The organism is Enterobacter sp. NFIX59 (genome assembly GCF_900113755.1).
Lineage (GTDB): Bacteria > Pseudomonadota > Gammaproteobacteria > Enterobacterales > Enterobacteriaceae > Enterobacter > Enterobacter pseudoroggenkampii.
Genome location: NZ_FOQN01000001.1, coordinates 1104250 through 1123190, shown reverse-complemented (window position 1 = coordinate 1123190; position 18941 = coordinate 1104250). Strand labels below are relative to the sequence as shown.

At 53.4% G+C, this 18941-nt stretch carries 15 protein-coding genes; 11 read left to right on the top strand and 4 right to left on the bottom strand.

Features of this window, described 5'->3' with window-relative positions:
* From BM007_RS05510 to BM007_RS05495, 4 genes are all read left to right on the top strand, one after another.
* Positions 1-618, top strand: coding sequence for a DMSO/selenate family reductase complex B subunit (locus BM007_RS05510; RefSeq protein ID WP_021240882.1), 618 nt, complete (start codon positions 1-3; stop codon positions 616-618).
* Between the two features lies 1 nt (position 619).
* A complete protein-coding gene (locus BM007_RS05505; protein ID WP_090417536.1) occupies positions 620-1483 on the top strand; it encodes a dimethyl sulfoxide reductase anchor subunit family protein in 864 nt (287 codons plus the stop codon).
* A gap of 275 nt (positions 1484-1758) precedes the next feature.
* On the top strand, positions 1759-2907 hold the full coding sequence (locus BM007_RS05500; protein WP_023335120.1) for an MFS transporter: 1149 nt from the start codon (positions 1759-1761) through the stop codon (positions 2905-2907).
* Positions 2908-3030: 123 nt separating this feature from the next.
* Positions 3031-3552 (top strand): anti-virulence regulator CigR family protein, encoded by a 522-nt coding sequence (locus BM007_RS05495; protein WP_090417534.1) that lies wholly within the window; start codon positions 3031-3033, stop codon positions 3550-3552.
* A gap of 35 nt (positions 3553-3587) precedes the next feature.
* Here BM007_RS05495 and pflA read toward each other — a convergent pair whose 3' ends face one another.
* The 4 genes from pflA to ycaO form a co-directional block, all read right to left on the bottom strand.
* Positions 3588-4328 (bottom strand): pyruvate formate lyase 1-activating protein, encoded by a 741-nt coding sequence (pflA, locus tag BM007_RS05490; RefSeq protein ID WP_024907799.1) that lies wholly within the window; start codon positions 4326-4328, stop codon positions 3588-3590.
* Positions 4329-4531: 203 nt separating this feature from the next.
* A complete protein-coding gene (gene pflB, locus BM007_RS05485; protein WP_048990994.1) occupies positions 4532-6814 on the bottom strand; it encodes a formate C-acetyltransferase in 2283 nt (760 codons plus the stop codon).
* A gap of 51 nt (positions 6815-6865) precedes the next feature.
* Positions 6866-7723, bottom strand: coding sequence for a formate transporter FocA (gene focA, locus BM007_RS05480; protein WP_008499974.1), 858 nt, complete (start codon positions 7721-7723; stop codon positions 6866-6868).
* A 406-nt stretch (positions 7724-8129) separates the two neighbouring features.
* Positions 8130-9890, bottom strand: a complete 1761-nt coding sequence (ycaO, locus tag BM007_RS05475; RefSeq protein ID WP_090417532.1) for a 30S ribosomal protein S12 methylthiotransferase accessory factor YcaO — start codon at positions 9888-9890, stop codon at positions 8130-8132.
* A 127-nt stretch (positions 9891-10017) separates the two neighbouring features.
* Between ycaO and BM007_RS05470 the strand changes: the two genes are divergently transcribed.
* The 7 genes from BM007_RS05470 (at position 10018) to BM007_RS05440 (ending at position 18905) form a co-directional block, all read left to right on the top strand.
* Positions 10018-10710 (top strand): DUF421 domain-containing protein, encoded by a 693-nt coding sequence (locus BM007_RS05470; protein ID WP_023310994.1) that lies wholly within the window; start codon positions 10018-10020, stop codon positions 10708-10710.
* Positions 10711-10872: 162 nt separating this feature from the next.
* Positions 10873-11961 carry a 3-phosphoserine/phosphohydroxythreonine transaminase gene (gene serC, locus BM007_RS05465; RefSeq protein ID WP_024907796.1) on the top strand — a complete coding sequence of 363 codons (1089 nt, stop codon included), beginning with the start codon at positions 10873-10875 and terminating at the stop codon, positions 11959-11961.
* Positions 11962-12030: 69 nt separating this feature from the next.
* Positions 12031-13314 carry a 3-phosphoshikimate 1-carboxyvinyltransferase gene (gene aroA, locus BM007_RS05460; protein ID WP_024907795.1) on the top strand — a complete coding sequence of 428 codons (1284 nt, stop codon included), beginning with the start codon at positions 12031-12033 and terminating at the stop codon, positions 13312-13314.
* A gap of 185 nt (positions 13315-13499) precedes the next feature.
* A complete protein-coding gene (gene cmk / locus BM007_RS05455) occupies positions 13500-14183 on the top strand; it encodes a (d)CMP kinase (RefSeq protein ID WP_024907794.1) in 684 nt (227 codons plus the stop codon).
* 111 nt (positions 14184-14294) lie between these two features.
* Positions 14295-15968 carry a 30S ribosomal protein S1 gene (gene rpsA / locus BM007_RS05450; RefSeq protein ID WP_008499966.1) on the top strand — a complete coding sequence of 558 codons (1674 nt, stop codon included), beginning with the start codon at positions 14295-14297 and terminating at the stop codon, positions 15966-15968.
* 170 nt (positions 15969-16138) lie between these two features.
* Positions 16139-16426 (top strand): integration host factor subunit beta, encoded by a 288-nt coding sequence (gene ihfB / locus BM007_RS05445; RefSeq protein WP_008499965.1) that lies wholly within the window; start codon positions 16139-16141, stop codon positions 16424-16426.
* A 214-nt stretch (positions 16427-16640) separates the two neighbouring features.
* Positions 16641-18905 (top strand): ComEC family protein, encoded by a 2265-nt coding sequence (locus BM007_RS05440; protein WP_090417531.1) that lies wholly within the window; start codon positions 16641-16643, stop codon positions 18903-18905.
* Positions 18906-18941 lie beyond the last annotated feature (36 nt).

Sequence of the window (18941 nt, the reverse complement as noted above, 5' to 3'; positions counted from 1 at the left end):
ATGACAACCCAGTATGGATTTTTTATTGATTCCAGCCGTTGTACCGGGTGCAAAACCTGCGAGCTGGCCTGCAAAGATTACAAAGACCTGACGCCGGACGTGAGCTTCCGTCGCATCTATGAATACGCCGGGGGCGACTGGCAGGAAGATAACGGCGTCTGGCATCAGAACGTCTTTGCGTATTACCTGTCGATTGCCTGTAACCACTGTGAAGATCCTGCCTGCACGAAGGTCTGTCCGAGCGGGGCGATGCACAAGCGCGAAGACGGTTTTGTGGTGGTGGATGAAGATGTCTGCATCGGCTGTCGCTACTGTCATATGGCCTGCCCGTATGGCGCGCCACAGTACAACGCTGCCAAGGGCCATATGACCAAATGCGATGGTTGCCACACCCGCGTAGCGGATGGCAAAAAGCCGATTTGCGTCGAGTCCTGTCCGCTGCGCGCGCTGGACTTTGGTCCCATTGAAGAGCTGCGTCAAAAACATGGTCAGCTTGCCGCCGTGGCGCCGCTGCCGTCTGCGCACTTCACGAAGCCAAGTATTGTGATTAAACCTAACGCCAACAGCCGTCCTACAGGTGACACCACCGGCTACCTGGCAAATCCGAAGGAGGTGTGAGATGGGAAGTGGATGGCATGAATGGCCGCTGATGATCTTCACGGTCTTTGGTCAGTGCGTGGCGGGTGGCTTCATTGTACTGGCGCTGGCGCTGTTGAAGGGTAATCTCAACGCTGAACAGCAGCAGCGTCTGGTGTTGAGCATGTTTGGCCTGTGGGTGCTGATGGGGCTTGGCTTTATTGCCTCAACGCTGCACCTGGGCTCGCCGATGCGCGCGTTTAACTCCCTGAACCGCGTGGGGGCCTCATCACTGAGTAACGAGATTGCCAGTGGCGCAATTTTCTTTGCCGTCGGTGGGCTAGGCTGGCTGCTGGCCGCTATGAAGAAGTTGCCTGCGGGTCTGCGCAGCCTGTGGCTGATCCTGACCATGGTGCTGGGCGTGGTGTTCGTGTGGATGATGGTGCGTGTCTATAACACCATTGATACCGTCCCCACCTGGTACAGCGTCTGGACGCCAATGAGCTTCTTCCTGACGATGTTTATCGGCGGGCCGCTGCTGGGCTACCTGCTGCTGCGCGTGGCGGGTGTCGACGGATGGGCTATGCGTTTGCTGCCCGCTGTTTCGCTTCTGGCGCTGGTAGTGAGTGCGATGGTCGCTCTGATGCAGGGTTCTGAACTGGCAACCATTCACAGCTCTATCCAGCAGGCCTCTGCCCTTGTGCCGGACTACGGTGCGCTGATGGCCTGGCGTATCGTTCTGCTGGTCGCTGCGCTGGTATTCTGGATTGCTCCTCAGCTCAAAGGCTATCAGCCTGCGCTGCCGTTGTTGTCACTGGCTTTTGTGCTGGTACTGGCGGGTGAACTGATTGGTCGCGGCGTGTTCTACGGGTTGCATATGACCGTTGGTATGGCTGTCGCCAGTTAACGGTGTATTGGGTTATATCAAGCCGGGCCTGAGTGCCCGGCTTTTTCCTTTTTCGATCATGAAATTTTTCGACTGTCGTTTTGTTTTAATTTTGCCCATTAATAAATGAAAACAGAGACATAATTAATATCTATAGCAGGCGTGGCATTAGCAGGATAAGTTTTTTAAATCGACAGGGAACATATTGTGCGAGGCGGCTAAATCAGTGGATTGACTTTGTTTTTGCCAGTGGCATGATGCGCACGAAATCTGAACTTCCTCACGGTTTTTAATCCATGACCACCTATACCCGGCCAGTGCTGCTGTTGCTCTGTGGCCTGCTTTTGTTGACCCTGGCGATCGCAGTGTTAAATACGCTCGTCCCGCTGTGGCTCGCCCATGAAAACTTACCGACCTGGCAGGTGGGTATGGTCAGCTCGTCCTTTTTTACCGGGAACCTGCTGGGTACGCTGGTGACCGGGAGCCTGATTAAGCGCTTTGGCTTTAACCGCAGCTATTATCTGGCCTCGCTGATTTTCGCCGCCGGGTGTGCCGGGCTGGGCCTGATGGTCGGCTTCTGGAGCTGGATGGCATGGCGCTTTATCGCCGGTGTCGGCTGCGCGATGATTTGGGTGGTCGTTGAAAGTGCGCTGATGTGCAGCGGCACCTCCCGCAACCGCGGTCGCCTGCTGGCTGCCTACATGATGGTTTACTATGTCGGCACCGTGCTGGGACAACTGATGGTCAGCAAGCTGCCAACCGACCTGATGAGCGTTCTGCCGTGGGTAACGGGCATGGTGCTGGCCGCGATCCTGCCGCTGCTCTTCACGCGCATTGTGAACCAGAACAGCGAGCATCAGGAAGCGACACACGTCTGGCCAATGCTCAGACTCCGTCAGGCGCGTCTGGGCGTTAACGGCTGCATTATCTCGGGGATTGTACTGGGCTCGCTCTATGGCCTGATGCCGCTCTATCTGAATCATCAGGGCGTCAGCGATTCCGGAATTGGCTTCTGGATGGCGGTCATGGTAAGCGCGGGTATTGTCGGGCAGTGGCCGATTGGCCGTCTGGCGGATCGTTTCGGTCGTCTGCTGGTGCTGCGCGTTCAGGTCTTCGTGGTGATCATGGGCTGTCTTGCCATGCTCAGCAACGCCGCGATGGCGCCTGCGCTGTTTATTCTCGGGGCCGCCGGCTTTACGCTCTATCCGGTTGCGATGGCCTGGGCCTGTGAGAAAGTAGAACATCACCAGCTGGTGGCAATGAACCAGGCGCTGTTACTGAGCTATACCATCGGCAGTTTATTAGGGCCGACGTTTACCGCGATGCTGATGCAGAATTACTCTGATAATTTATTGTTTATCATGATCGCCAGCGTATCGTTTATTTATCTCTTAATGCTGCTGCGCAAAGTGGGCGAACACCCAACGCCTGTGGCTCATGCCTGATGAATTAAAAGCCTGTCGATGACAGGCTTTTTTGTCCCCACCACAACTCAGAGTTTTACTTATTGTTTGTTTATTGCGCCAGACGATAATTCATGTGAGTCCTACCACTATAAGGCATCAATCATGTCTACTCGTCGTTTTTCCACTACCGCACTTGCCGTAGTGTTGTCTTTAACGTTTGCAACGGCTCCGGTCATGGCTAATCCTGGAAACGGGAATGGCAATGGTCACGGAAACGGTGGCGGACAGGGTAACAGCGGCAGTCATGGTAACGGGAATTCTGGTAACCATGGCAATAAGCAAAATAACGGTCAGGATAATCCTGGAAAATCGGATAAGAGCGTTAAAAGCAGTAAAGATGTCGGTAGCGATGTCGACGCTCGCGTGAGTTTCGATCATGCCCGCCATCTGGCCGTGAATTACGGCTTAACGGGCTATAAGTCACTGCCTCCGGGGATCGCAAAAAACCTGGCGCGCGGTAAACCACTGCCTCCAGGTATTGCGAAGAAGGCCGTGCCAGCCTCAATGCTGGGTCAGCTTCCTTCCTATCCAGGCTATGAGTGGCGGGTAGTGGGTGACGACCTGGTCTTAATTGCACTGAGTACAGCTATTGTGACGTCCGTTATTAACGGCGTCTTTAAATAGAATATAAAAAGGCCCGGTTCTCACCGGGCCTTTCTTTAATACATTACCTTGTGGCCGTACTGTTCAAGAATACCTTTGACGCGTTCCATCGTCTCTTTCTTCGGCGGCTTCACGCCATCGAGTTTGTACTCTTCACCCATTGCCACCCACTTATGTTTACCCAGCTCGTGATAGGGCAGAAGCTCGATTTTCTCGACGTTGCCCATATCGCGAGTAAATTCCCCGAGGCGGTGCGCGGAGTCGTCGTCGTCTGACCAGCCAGGCACCACCACGTAGCGGATCCAGGTTTTAATGCCTTTATCGGCAATGTATTTGGCAAATTCCAGCGTGCGGTGGTTTGAAACACCAACGAGGTTCTGGTGGATCTCATCGTTCATCTGTTTGAGATCGAGCATCACCAGATCGGTCACTTCGAGCAACTCGTCGATAACCGGATCGTAGCGACGTACAAAGCCGTTGGTATCGAGACAGGTATGAATGCCTTCTTTGCGGCAGGCGCGGAACCAGTCGCGGACAAATTCAGCCTGCAGAATGGCTTCACCGCCGGATGCGGTGACGCCGCCGCCGGAGGCGTTCATAAAGTGGCGATAGGTCACCACCTCTTTCATCAGATCGTCGACGGTGACTTCTTTACCGCCGTGCGTGTCCCAGGTGTCGCGGTTATGGCAGTACAGGCAGCGCATCAGGCAGCCCTGGAAAAAAGTGATAAAGCGGATACCCGGGCCATCGACGGTGCCACAGGATTCAAAGGAGTGAATACGACCAATAGTTGACATTGCGGTGATATCTCCATCATCGGCCCGTCCCGGGCCTGTGTATGCACAGCTCAAAGCCGGCTGTGTTAAGTCTGTTTTGGCTGTTATCCATTCAGTATAGATAGCGGACAAAAGAGACTGAGGTGGAGAGGGTGCTAAAAAGGCCCCACTGACGTGGAGCCTTTATTGTACGCTTGTTAACGCGTGATTTCAGTCAATTCCACTTACATGGACTGAGTGAAAGTACGGGTGATAACGTCCTGCTGCTGTTCTTTAGTCAGGGAGTTAAAACGTACTGCGTAGCCAGATACGCGGATGGTCAGCTGAGGATATTTCTCAGGGTGTTCCATCGCGTCGAGCAGCATTTCACGGTTCATAACGTTCACGTTCAGGTGCTGACCACCTTCGATGGACGCTTCGTGGTGGAAGTAACCATCCATCAGACCCGCGAGGTTAGTTTTACGCACTTCGTCGTCTTTACCCAGTGCGTTTGGCACGATAGAGAAGGTGTAAGAGATACCATCTTTCGCGTAAGCAAACGGCAGTTTAGCAACGGAGGTCAGAGAGGCAACCGCACCTTTCTGGTCACGACCGTGCATTGGGTTAGCACCTGGGCCGAATGGCGCGCCAGCACGACGACCGTCTGGGGTGTTACCGGTTTTCTTACCATACACAACGTTAGAGGTGATGGTCAGAACAGACTGAGTCGGGATAGCGTTACGGTAGGTAGTCAGTTTCTGAATTTTCTTCATGAAACGTTCTACCAGGTCAACCGCCATGTCATCAACGCGAGAGTCGTTGTTACCAAACTGCGGATATTCACCCTCGATTTCGAAGTCTACAGCCAGGCCGTCTTCGTCACGAATTGGTTTAACTTTCGCATATTTGATTGCAGACAGGGAGTCAGCAGCAACGGACAGACCAGCGATACCACACGCCATGGTGCGGATCACGTCACGGTCGTGCAGCGCCATCAGAGAGGCTTCGTAGCTGTACTTGTCGTGCATGTAGTGGATAACGTTCAGCGCAGTGACGTACTGTTTAGCCAGCCAGTCCATGAAGTGATCCATGCGGTCCATGACTTCATCGAAGTTCAGAACGTCGCCTTTGATCGGCTCAGACTTAGGACCAACCTGCATTTTCAGTTTTTCATCAACGCCGCCGTTGATTGCGTACAGCATGGTTTTCGCCAGGTTTGCACGCGCACCGAAGAACTGCATTTGTTTACCAACAACCATTGGGCTTACGCAGCAAGCGATAGCGTAATCGTCGTTGTTGAAGTCCGGACGCATCAGGTCATCGTTCTCGTACTGCAGAGAAGAGGTGTCGATGGACACTTTAGCGGCGAATTTCTTGAAGTTCAGAGGCAGTTTTTCAGACCACAGAACGGTGATGTTCGGCTCCGGAGAAGGACCCATGGTGTACAGGGTGTTCAGGAAGCGGAAGCTGTTTTTGGTTACCAGAGTACGGCCGTCAACGCCCATACCGCCGATGGATTCAGTTGCCCAGATTGGGTCACCGGAGAACAGCTCATCGTATTCTGGAGTACGCAGGAAGCGAACCATACGCAGTTTCATGACCAGGTGGTCAATCATTTCCTGAGCGTCTTGCTCGGTGATTTTGCCTGCTTTGATATCACGTTCGATGTACGCATCCAGGAAGGTGGATACGCGACCGAAGGACATTGCTGCACCGTTCTGAGACTTAACTGCGGCCAGGTAGCCGAAGTAGGTCCACTGGATAGCTTCCTGAGCGTTGGTAGCAGGACCAGAGATATCGCAGCCATATTTAGCTGCCATCTCTTTGATCTGACCCAGCGCGCGGTGCTGTTCAGCGATCTCTTCACGCAGACGGATAGTCGCTTCCAGGTTTACGCCGTTTTCCAGATCGGACTGCAGAGACACGAACTGAGCGTATTTGTCTTTCATCAGGAAGTCGATACCGTACAGCGCAACGCGACGGTAGTCACCGATGATACGGCCACGGCCATACGCATCTGGCAGACCAGTCAGAACGCCAGATTTACGGCAGTTCAGAATGTCTTTGGTGTAAACATCGAATACACCCTGGTTGTGGGTTTTGCGGTATTCGGTGAAGATTTTTTTCAGCATTGGGTCCAGCTCGCGGTTATACGCTTTGCAGGAACCTTCAACCATTTTGATGCCACCGAACGGGATGATTGCGCGTTTCAGTGGTGCTTCAGTCTGCAGACCAACGATTTTCTCAAGGGCTTTGTTGATATAGCCAGCATCGTGAGAAGTGATGGTGGAAGCAACGGAGGTGTCAAAATCAACTGGCGCGTGAGTGCGGTTTTCCAGTTTAACGCCTTCCATTACGCTGTCCCACAGCTTGGTGGTCGCCTCAGTTGCGCCAGCCAGGAAGGATTCGTCACCTTCATACGGGGTATAGTTTTTCTGAATGAAGTCACGTACGTTTACTTCATTCTGCCAGTCACCTTTCGCAAAACCTTCCCAGGCTGTGGCTAACTTTTCATTAAGCTCGGACATGTAACACCTACCTTCTTAAGTGGATTTTTTATTTACTGCCTGAGAAAACCATCAATGATGATCGTCGCCACGCAGGTAAATGACCCAGTATGTCAACCCAACTAACAGACCCCCACCGATAATGTTCCCGATAGTGACAGGGATCAGGTTATCAGTAATGAAATTCATAATAGTCAGGTGAGAGAAACTTTCCGGGGATGAACCAACTGCGGTCCAGAACTCCGGGCTCGCAAAGTCGCGGATAACAATGCCCATTGGGATCATGAACATATTCGCGATACTGTGCTCAAAGCCGCTGGCAACGAACATCGCAACCGGCAGAACCATAATTAAGGCTTTGTCCATCAGGCTACGACCCGAGTAGCTCATCCATACAGCCAGGCAGACCATCAGGTTAGCGAGGATGCCGAGAGCAACGGCTTCGATAAATGTGTGGTGCATTTTGTGGTCGGCGGTTTGCAGGACGTTAAGGCCCCAGCCACCGTTGGCGGTCATGTACTCGCCAGAAAGCCACATCAACAAAACAAAGAGCAGACAGCCAACCAGGTTACCCACGTAGACGTTAAGCCAGTTACGTGCCAGCTGACCCCAGGTAATTCTTCCGCTGGCCTTGGCCACGACAATCAGCACCGTTGAGGTGAAGAGGTCGGCGCCGCAGATGACGCAGAGAATCAGACCCAGTGAGAAGCAAATGCCGCCAATCAGTTTGGCCATGCCGAAAGGCATTCCGGCTGTACCGGTGGTGGCGGTGATGTAGAAGACGAAAGCGATAGAGATGAACACACCAGCCGTGATCGCCAGATAGAACGTCTTCATCGGGTGTTTCGTTGCTTTATAGACACCCGCTTCTTCGGCAACTTTAGCCATTGCAGCGGGGAGTAAAAGATCAAAAGGGTTGTCAGCTTTCACACTAACTCTCTCTTTATTAAGTCGGCGACGAGATACTAACAAAGCATTATAGAAGAGAAATTGATATAGATCATATCTCGCCTGGCTTATAGGCCCGCAGTGTGTATGGTTTTACGACAAATGCGGAGTAAGTGTTTGATTATCCGTATAAAAATAAATTTTAAAAGTTATGAAAAGAGTTGAATTTTTTCGTTCAGCCACCTCTGAAGCAGTTAATTAATATGGAGTATTAACCATAAAAAGTAACAGTAAAGCCCAGATCAATATTATTATATTTACCCGTATTTAACTTTATTATTACAATCAACAATCATTGCCGAAGAAAATAAAAAACGGGGCAATGAAATTGCCCCGTAATATAGCCCAGACGATTGAATACGCCTACTGCTGGTAATGTTATGTGCGCTTATTTTGACCAGTAAGCGGCTTTTGCTTTCTGCAGCTTTTCGTAGGCCTTCAGCAGCGACTGATGCGCCGGGAAGGCTTTCAGATCGCTATCAACAGCCTGCAGGCCATAGAACGGCGCTTCGCCGCTCAGGGCCGCGCTGGCTGCTTCTACGGCTTCAGCACCGTACATACGCACGAAAGCATTCAGGTATTGCAGCGGTTCGCGATCCTCTTCCTGTGCAAGCAGCAGCAGGGTTTGCAGGCAGCGGTAATAGTTGGTGCGCTCGGCAGAGAAGACCGACTGGTTGAATTCCATGGTCCACTCGGTCCAGGCCAGAGCCTGATCCAAATCGCCACCCGCCAGGGCCAGCATTGCTTTCAGCTCACCGATACGCAGGGTATACCAGCCGTTGTCTTTACCGGTCGCCAGACCCAGCAGTTCGCGTACGCGGGTGAAGTCATCGTGGCCTTCTTCGTCCAGCTGGGCGATCAGGTTCAGATAATCTTCTTTCTCCCATTCGCTGCCCGGCAGTGCCAGCAGCGTTTCGCGCAGGTGTGCACCCATGCTGTTATTCGCCAGCCACAGATCTTCAGCAGGGTAGATGTCGGACATGCCCGGAACAATAATGCGGCACGCGTAGACGCCAAGATGCTCGTAATCGGCAATATACACTTCCTGATCTTCCGAGTTGAAGATCGCCATCAGCGTGGCGAACTCTTCTTCCGTGGTTCCGGCAAAGCTCCAGTCCACGAACGGATAGTCGGCGTCCTGCTTGAACATATCCCAGGAAATTAAGCCGCTGGAATCGATGAAGTGGGTTTCGAGGTTGGTATGCTCGGCCACTTCTTCGTCGTCAAACGTTGGCGGCGTAAACACGTCGAGATCTTTCAGGCTACGGCCCTGCAGCAGTTCGGTAACGGTACGCTCCAGCGCCACGCCGAAGTCCGGGTGCGCGCCGAAAGAGGCGAAGCAGGTGCCGTTGGTTGGGTTAAACAGCACGACGCAGATAACCGGGTACTTACCGCCCAGAGAGCCGTCATAGGCAAAGATTGGGAAACCTTCTGCTTCCAGTTTGGCGATGGATTCCACCACGCCCGGGTAGCGTGCCAGCACGTCTGCCGGAATTTCAGGCAGGCTGATAGATTCAGCGATGATGCGGTTTTTGATGTGGCGCTCAAAGACTTCAGACAGACCCTGCACGCGTGCTTCATTGCGGGTGTTACCGGCGGACATACCGTTGGACACATACAGGTTGCCGACGATGTTCATCGGGATATAAACGGTCTGCTCGTCAGACTGACGGGTAAACGGCAGGGCGCAGATACCGCGATCCTCGTTACCGGACTGCAGATCGATCAGCATGCTGGCGGTCAGTTCGTTGTCTGGATCGTAGAAGGCACGCAGGCGAGCGTCGAGAATACCTTTCGGCAGTTCGTCATCTTCGGTCAGCGGGAACCATTTTTCATTTGGATAGTGAACGAACGGGCCGTTAGCGATGGTCTCGCCCAGCCAGAAATCAGCGAAGAAATAGTTGGTGGACAGACGCTCAAAATACTCACCCAGCGCAGAGGCCAGTGCCGCTTTTTTTGTCGCGCCTTTACCGTTGGTAAAGCACAGGGCACACTCTTTGTCGCGAATATGCACGGACCAGACATGAGGCACCGGATTGAGCCAGGAGGCTTCTTCGATGTTAAAACCCAGGTCGGTCAGTTTCTGCTGGAAGCGAGCGATGGAATCTTCCAGGGCGGCGTCTTTGCCGGGGATAAACGTTTGAGTCATGGCGGTCACTTTTATCGTACGTAAAGCGCGCAATGATACGGGTTTTGCGTGACGGGTGCTATCTTCGGCGAAAATAAATGGCTGGACTATGCTTAGTGGCAGTAACTGACTGTTAAGGCATAGAAAAATGAAAGCATTTGATCTCCAGCGGATGGCGTTTGATAAAGTTCCTCCTGAATTTCTGGGCGAAGTGGCGCTGCGCAGCCTGTATACCTTCGTACTTGTCTTCCTGTTTCTTAAAATCACCGGCCGTCGCGGCGTACGGCAGATGTCGCTCTTTGAGGTGTTGATTATTCTGACGCTGGGTTCAGCGGCGGGGGACGTCGCCTTCTATGATGATGTGCCGATGGTGCCGGTGTTTATCGTTTTTGTCTCACTGGCGCTACTTTATCGTCTTGTCATGTGGCTGATGTCGAAAAGCGAAAAGCTGGAAGATCTGCTTGAAGGGAAGCCGGTCGTTATCGTCGAGGACGGACAGCTGGCCTGGGAAAATGTACAAAGCGCCAATATGACCGAGTTTGAGTTCTTTATGGAGCTACGCCTGAACAGCGTGGAACAGCTCGGGCAGGTGCGTCTGGCGATCATGGAAACTAATGGGCAGATCAGCGTTTATTACTATTCTGACGACGAGGTGAAGCCGGGGCTGTGTATCCTGCCGGATATGCTCATTGAGCGTTTCAGAACGGTGCCTGAATCAGGCGAGTATGCTTGCGTAAGATGTAGCCATGTTGTAGCGATGCAGCCGGGGGATCGTCAATTATGCCCTCGCTGCGCAAATCCGGAATGGACGAAGGTTAGCCGGGCCAAACGCATCACCTGACAGCCATTTTGTCGGTTTTGTCTTAACGAGGCGGCAGATTGTTTTGTGTGACGCGGGGCACATTTCACGGGTCATAAGTTTTAGACATTGCGGCGCGTGTCACTGAATGATAAAACCGATATCCACAGTTATAACTTATGGCTTTTAGCGTGGTGAGGGGAAATGGCTCAAGTCTTTAATTTCAGTTCAGGTCCGGCAATGTTGCCGGCAGACGTGCTTAAACAGGCTCAACAGGAACTTTGTGACTGGAACGGTCTCGGTACGTCGGTGATGGAAATCAGCCACCGGGGTAAAGAGTTTATTCAGGTGGCAGAAGAGGCAGAAAAGGATTTTCGCGATCTGCTGAATATTCCCTCGAACTACAAAGTATTGTTCTGTCACGGCGGTGGACGCGGCCAGTTTGCGGGTATTCCGCTGAATATCCTCGGTGACAAAACGACGGCTGACTACGTTGATGCGGGTTACTGGGCAGCAAGCGCCATTAAAGAAGCGCATAAATACTGCACGCCGAATGTGATCGACGCCAAAGTGACCGTTGACGGTCTGCGCGCCGTGAAGCCAATGCGCGAGTGGCAGCTTTCTGATAATGCAGCGTATCTGCACTACTGCCCGAACGAAACCATTGATGGGATTGCCATCGACGAGACGCCAGACTTCGGCAGCGATGTCGTGGTTGCCGCTGACTTCTCCTCCACCATTCTGTCTGCCCCAATTGACGTCAGCCGTTATGGCGTGATCTACGCGGGCGCACAGAAAAATATCGGCCCTGCAGGCCTGACGATTGTTATCGTGCGTGAAGATCTGCTGGGTAAAGCACATACATCCTGCCCGTCGATTCTCGATTACACCGTGCTGAACGACAACGATTCTATGTTCAACACCCCACCGACGTTTGCCTGGTACCTCTCCGGCCTGGTCTTCAAATGGCTGAAGCAAAACGGCGGCGTGGCGCAGATGGACAAAGTAAATCAGCAGAAAGCTGAACTGCTTTATGGCGTGATCGACAAGAGTGATTTCTACCGCAACGATGTGGCGAACGCTAACCGTTCCCGCATGAACGTACCGTTCCAGCTGGCGGACAGCAACCTGGACAAAGTGTTCCTGGAAGAGTCCTTCGCGGCAGGCCTGCACGCGCTCAAAGGTCACCGTGTCGTGGGCGGCATGCGCGCCTCCATCTATAACGCGATGCCGCTGGAAGGCGTTAAAGCCCTGACGGATTTCATGATCGACTTCGAACGTCGTCACGGTTAATTTGCTGTTTTTCACCCCCGCAGCGCCCCTGCGGGGTTTTTATTATGTTGAGTTGAGAGTTTAGTTTTCATGGAATCCCTGACGTTACAACCTATCGCGCGGGTAGATGGCACCATCAATCTGCCTGGTTCAAAAAGTGTCTCGAACCGCGCTCTGCTGCTGGCAGCTCTGGCAAACGGCACCACCGTCCTCACAAACCTGCTGGACAGCGATGACGTGCGCCATATGCTCAATGCGCTGAAAGCGTTGGGCGTTCATTACACTCTCTCCGACGATCGTACCCGCTGCGAAGTGACCGGCAACGGCGGCGCGCTGCGCTCGGGTGAAGAGCTTGAGCTTTTTCTGGGCAACGCGGGTACCGCTATGCGCCCGCTGGCGGCGGCCCTGTGCCTGGGAAGCAACAATATTGTGCTGACCGGCGAGCCGCGCATGAAAGAGCGCCCGATTGGTCACCTGGTGGATGCCCTGCGTCAGGGCGGCGCGCAGATTGACTATCTGGAGCAGGAAAACTATCCGCCACTGCGTCTGCGCGGCGGTTTTACCGGCGGTCACGTCGAGGTTGACGGCAGCGTCTCCAGCCAGTTCCTGACGGCACTGCTGATGACCGCGCCGCTGGCCCCGCAGGATACAGTTATCACGATTAAAGGCGAGCTGGTCTCCAAACCGTATATTGATATCACGCTGCACCTGATGAAAACTTTCGGCGTTGAGGTGGAAAACCAGTCTTATCAGCGCTTCGTGGTGCGCGGGGCACAGCAGTACCAGTCTCCGGGCAACTACCTGGTTGAAGGGGATGCGTCATCCGCGTCCTACTTCCTGGCCGCGGGTGCGATTAAGGGCGGAACGGTAAAAGTGACCGGTATTGGCCGTAACAGCGTGCAGGGCGATATCCGTTTTGCGGACGTGCTGGAAAAAATGGGCGCCATTGTCACCTGGGGCGATGACTTTATCTCCTGTACCCACGGTGAGCTGAACGCCATCGACATGGACATGAACCATATCCCGGATGCGGCGATGACCATTGCCACGGCGGCACTGTTCGCCAAAGGCACGACCACGCTGCGTAACATCTACAACTGGCGCGTAAAAGAGACGGACCGCCTGTTCGCGATGGCGACAGAGCTGCGAAAAGTCGGTGCCGAGGTGGAAGAGGGCGAAGACTACATTCGCGTCACGCCTCCTGCAAAACTGCAGTTTGCGGAAATCGGAACCTACAACGATCACCGTATGGCGATGTGCTTCTCGCTGGTGGCGCTGTCAGATACGCCTGTCACGATCCTTGACCCGAAATGTACCGCGAAAACCTTCCCGGACTACTTTGAACAGCTGGCACGCATTAGCACGCTGGCCTGATAACGCCTTGCCGCATCACTCGATGCGGCATTTGCTTACGCTTCATTACGAACACCTCCGCTCATTTCTTCTACACTCTGCTTCAATCATTCCGTAATTTGCACGCAAAGGTAACAGTTGCGCACGTTGGCGCGTATAATGCGCGGCGTTCATGTAAACGGTATGCCTTATTTAAGGAGAAAAAGATGACGGCAATTGCCCCGGTAATCACCATTGATGGGCCGAGTGGCGCAGGGAAAGGGACTCTGTGCAAAGCGATGGCGGAAGCATTGCAATGGCATCTTTTAGATTCGGGAGCAATCTATCGCGTGCTGGCGCTGGCCGCGCTGCATCATCACGTGGATGTCGCGTCTGAAGAGGCGCTGGTTCCGCTGGCTGCGCATCTGGATGTGCGCTTCGTGTCAACCGATGGCAACCTGGAAGTCATCCTTGAAGGGGAAGACGTGAGCGGGGAAATCCGTACTCAGGAAGTGGCGAATGCGGCCTCGCAGGTCGCGGCCTTCCCGCGCGTTCGCGAGGCGCTGTTGCGTCGTCAGCGCGCGTTTCGTGAAGCCCCGGGTCTGATCGCGGACGGACGTGATATGGGAACCGTGGTCTTCCCTGATGCACCTGTGAAAATTTTCCTTGACGCCTCTTCGGAAGAACGTGCGCAACGCCGCATGCTTCAGTTGCAGGAAAAGGGGTTTAGTGTTAACTTTGATCGCCTTTTATCCGAGATAAAAGAGCGCGATGACCGCGATCGTAACCGCGCCGTCGCCCCACTTGTTCCAGCAGAAGATGCATTAGTTCTGGATTCAACCAGTTTAACTATTGAGCAAGTGATTGAAAAAGCGCTACAATATGCGCGCCAAAAACTGGCACTCGCGTAATCGCGACCGATTTAGCAGTACCCCCGCTGCAATGGATTGACGGCGGGTATGTGAAACAACCCCATCCGGCACGGAGCCAGGTGGACGTTAATATTAACCTGAAGATTAAACATGACTGAATCTTTTGCTCAACTGTTTGAAGAATCCTTAAAAGAAATCGAAACCCGCCCGGGTTCCATCGTTCGCGGTGTTGTTGTTGCTATCGACAAAGACGTAGTACTGGTTGACGCCGGTCTGAAATCTGAGTCCGCCATTCCGGCAGAGCAGTTCAAAAACGCCCAGGGCGAGCTGGAAATCCAGGTTGGCGACGAAGTTGACGTTGCTCTGGACGCAGTAGAAGACGGCTTCGGTGAAACCCTGCTTTCTCGTGAGAAAGCGAAACGTCACGAAGCATGGATCACGCTGGAAAAAGCTTACGAAGAAGCTGAAACTGTGGTCGGTGTTATCAACGGCAAAGTTAAAGGTGGCTTCACTGTTGAGCTGAATGGTATTCGTGCGTTCCTGCCAGGTTCTCTGGTAGACGTTCGTCCAGTTCGTGACACTCTGCACCTGGAAGGCAAAGAGCTTGAGTTCAAAGTAATCAAGCTGGACCAGAAGCGTAACAACGTTGTTGTTTCCCGTCGTGCCGTTATCGAATCCGAAAACAGCGCAGAACGCGATCAGCTGCTGGAAAACCTGCAGGAAGGCATGGAAGTCAAAGGTATCGTTAAGAACCTCACTGACTACGGCGCATTCGTTGACCTGGGCGGCGTTGATGGCCTGCTGCACATCACCGACATGGCGTGGAAACGCGTTAAGCACCCAAGCGAAATCGTGAACGTGGGCGACGAAATCACTGTTAAAGTGCTGAAGTTCGACCGCGAGCGTACTCGTGTATCCCTCGGCCTGAAACAGCTGGGCGAAGATCCATGGGTAGCTATCGCTAAGCGTTACCCAGAAGGTACTAAACTGACTGGTCGCGTAACCAACCTGACTGACTACGGCTGCTTCGTTGAAATCGAAGAAGGCGTTGAAGGTCTGGTGCACGTTTCCGAAATGGACTGGACCAACAAAAACATCCACCCATCCAAAGTTGTTAACGTTGGTGATGTAGTGGAAGTGATGGTTCTGGATATCGACGAAGAACGTCGTCGTATCTCCCTGGGCCTGAAACAGTGCAAAAACAACCCATGGCAGCAGTTCGCGGAAACCCACAACAAGGGCGACCGTGTTGAAGGTAAAATCAAGTCTATCACTGACTTCGGTATCTTCATCGGCCTGGACGGCGGCATCGATGGCCTGGTTCACCTGTCTGACATCTCCTGGAACGTTGCAGGCGAAGAAGCAGTTCGTGAATACAAAAAAGGCGACGAAATCGCTGCAGTTGTTCTGCAGGTTGACGCAGAGCGTGAGCGTATCTCCCTGGGCGTTAAACAGCTCGCAGAAGATCCGTTCAACAACTGGGTTGCACTGAACAAGAAAGGCGCAATCGTAAACGGTAAAGTGACTGCAGTTGACGCTAAAGGCGCAACCGTAGAACTGGCTGACGGCGTTGAAGGTTACCTGCGCGCTTCTGAAGCTTCACGTGACCGCGTTGAAGATGCCACTCTGGTTCTGAACGTAGGCGACGACGTTGAAGCTAAGTTCACCGGTGTTGACCGTAAGAACCGTGCAATCAGCCTGTCTGTTCGTGCTAAAGACGAAGCTGATGAGAAAGATGCAATCGCAACTGTTAACAAACAGGAAGATGCAAACTTCTCTAACAACGCAATGGCTGAAGCTTTCAAAGCAGCTAAAGGCGAGTAATATCAGGTTCTCAGCATCAGTTGCGCTGTAACGCATTTACAGCGCGAAGGATGAGGAGCAAACTTGACAGATTGCAGGATTCGTCCTGTAATCAATAACAAAGGGCGGCTACGGCCGCCCTTGTTTAATGAGCTGTTCAGCTAATTGGTTTGAAAGGAACCGGAGGAATCATGACCAAGTCAGAATTGATTGAAAGACTTGCCAGTCAGCAACCGCATATCCCTGCCAAGGCAGTGGAAGATGCCGTAAAAGAGATGCTGGAGCATATGGCCTCCACTCTTGCCCAGGGCGAGCGCATTGAAATCCGCGGTTTCGGTAGTTTTTCTCTGCACTATCGTGCTCCACGTACCGGGCGTAACCCGAAAACTGGCGATAAAGTCGAGCTGGAAGGTAAGTACGTTCCACACTTTAAGCCGGGTAAAGAACTGCGCGATCGCGCCAATATTTACGGCAACTGAGTTTAGCCAGCCGGTTAAACTGGGTTCGAAAGAAAGCACCTGCGGGTGCTTTTTTTGTCTCTGTCGCTTTCATTCTGAAGGTGCCCCGCATTTTTCGTTTCGTTTTCTGCAACCCGTTAAATACCTTGCTGCGCTTGCTGTAAATCGCATCCTTCACACCTGACGACCCGCTCAACCTGCTTGCATACTGCCACCCTGAAACAGGGAGGTAGCAATGGGAATTCCCGCGCTTAGCGTCTGCGCCATTCTGGCGATAGTTCCGTTACTCTGGTTACCTGAACTGCCATCACCTTACACCGTGTGGGTCATGGTGGCTGGCGGGATAGTGATTGCTGCATGGCAAAACCATCGAGTGAAGTATGCTGGTATTACGCTGTTATTTTGTGCGTGGGGCATTCTGGCCGCACAGGAGAGCGTCTGGCCGATGCAGCATTTAACAACGGGGGCCGTGCAGGCCGAGGTAGAGCTCACCGCGACCGACGGCGCCACTCTGCATCAGGGAAACATTCGCAGCGTCGATGGCAAGCGCTGGTGGGCCTCCACCGGCGTAACGCTGTATGGCAATTATCTGCCCCAGAAATCGTGCGCCGGTCAGCGCTGGACCATGACGCTCAGGCTCAGGCCTGCCCATGGCGAACTGAACGACGGCGGATATGATTCTCAGCGCAGCGCTTTTGCCCAACATCAAACCCTAAGCGGGCGCTTCACCCGTGCTGAACTCGTCGATGGGCGCTGCAGCCTGCGAGCGCAATACCTGATGTCACTGCAAAACCGACTTTCGGCTTACCGCTGGGGGGCGGTTATCCTCGGACTGGGAATGGGGGAACGTCTGGATGTGCCCCGGGAAATAAAAGACCTGATGCGTGAAACCGGCACGCTGCATTTGATGGCGATTTCGGGTCTGCATATCGCGCTGGCAGCATCCCTCGTCTGGTTACTCGCACGTGGGCTCCAGTTTTTATTACCCAGCCACCGGGTCCACTGGCAGATGCCTCTCCTGGCCGGGTTGTGCTTTGCCGCTTTCTACGCCTGGCTTACCGGTCTGCAACCTCCTGCGCTACGAACGGTCATCGCGCTTGCTGTGCTTGCCATATTGCGGATCGCGGCCCGTCAATGGTCTCCCTGGCAGGTATGGGTGTGCTGTATCGCGGCGATCCTCATAAGCGATCCCCTAGCCGTACTTTCGCAGAGTCTGGCCCTGTCCGCATTTGCCGTCGCCGCGCTCATTTTCTGGTTTCAGTGGCTTCCTCTTCCTGACTGGCAACGAGCTCGACCTATAAGGCCACTACTGAATCTGCTCCATCTGCAGGTCGGCATGCTGATGCTGCTCATGCCGTTACAGGTCCTGATTTTCCATGGCTTCAGTATCTCCTCCCTGGTCGCGAATCTCTTCGCCGTTCCCCTGGTGACGTTTGTCTCCGTGCCGCTGATCCTGCTCGGTATGCTGCTTCATCTGCTGCCGCTGGCGGCACTGGAAAGCGTCGTCTGGTTCGCAGCAGATAAGTCACTAGCGGGGTTGTTCTGGCTCCTCATGCGCCTGCCTGACGGCTGGCAGAATGTCGACCAACGCTGGCAATACATGACATTACTGCCGTGGTTGAGCATCATTGCCTGGCGTTTTCGCGCATGGAAAACCCTTCCTGCCGTTTGTCTTGCAGGAAGCGTCTTACTGGCATTTCCTCTCTGGCGAACGGCAAAAAGCGAGAGCTGGACGCTGCATATGCTGGACGTGGGGCAGGGGCTGGCCATGGTCATTGAACGACAGGGAAAAGCCATTCTTTATGATACCGGACTCGCCTGGCCGGGCGGGGATAGCGCGCAGCGGTTAATTATTCCCTGGCTGCGCTGGCATCACCTGCGGCCTGAAGGCGTAATTCTCAGTCATGAACACCTCGACCATGCGGGAGGCCTCGCATCGTTGCAAAAAACGTGGCCTGACGTGTGGGTAAGAAGCCCCTTGCGCCAGGCGGGACATCGCCCCTGTTTTCGCGGGCAGAGATGGCAATGGCAGGGACTTACCTTCAGCGTCCACTGGCCCCCTGAAAATTACCCGGCTCAGGGAAACAACCGTTCCTGCGTGGTAAAGGTGGGCGACGGCAAGCAGAGCGTGCTGCTAACAGGGGATATTGAAGCACAAGCGGAACAGGCTATGCTTAGCCATTACTGGCGTTATCTGACGTCCACGCTAATCCAGGTGCCTCATCATGGCAGCAACACTTCGTCTTCATTGCCGCTGGTCCAGCGGGTAGAAGGTCAGATCGCCCTGGATTCAGCAGCCCGCTATAACGCATGGCGATTCCCGTCGACAAAAGTTGTCCGACGTTATCGAAAAGAGGGGTATATCTGGCATGATACTCCTCATTCTGGACAAATATCGGTGACATTCTCGCAACATCACTGGCAAATCCGGCGCTTGCGAGAACAATATTTACCCGTTTGGTATCATCAGTGGTTTGGCGCGCCCGTCGATAACGGGTAGAATATGCGGCTATTTCAACGAATGCTGGTTTTTTGA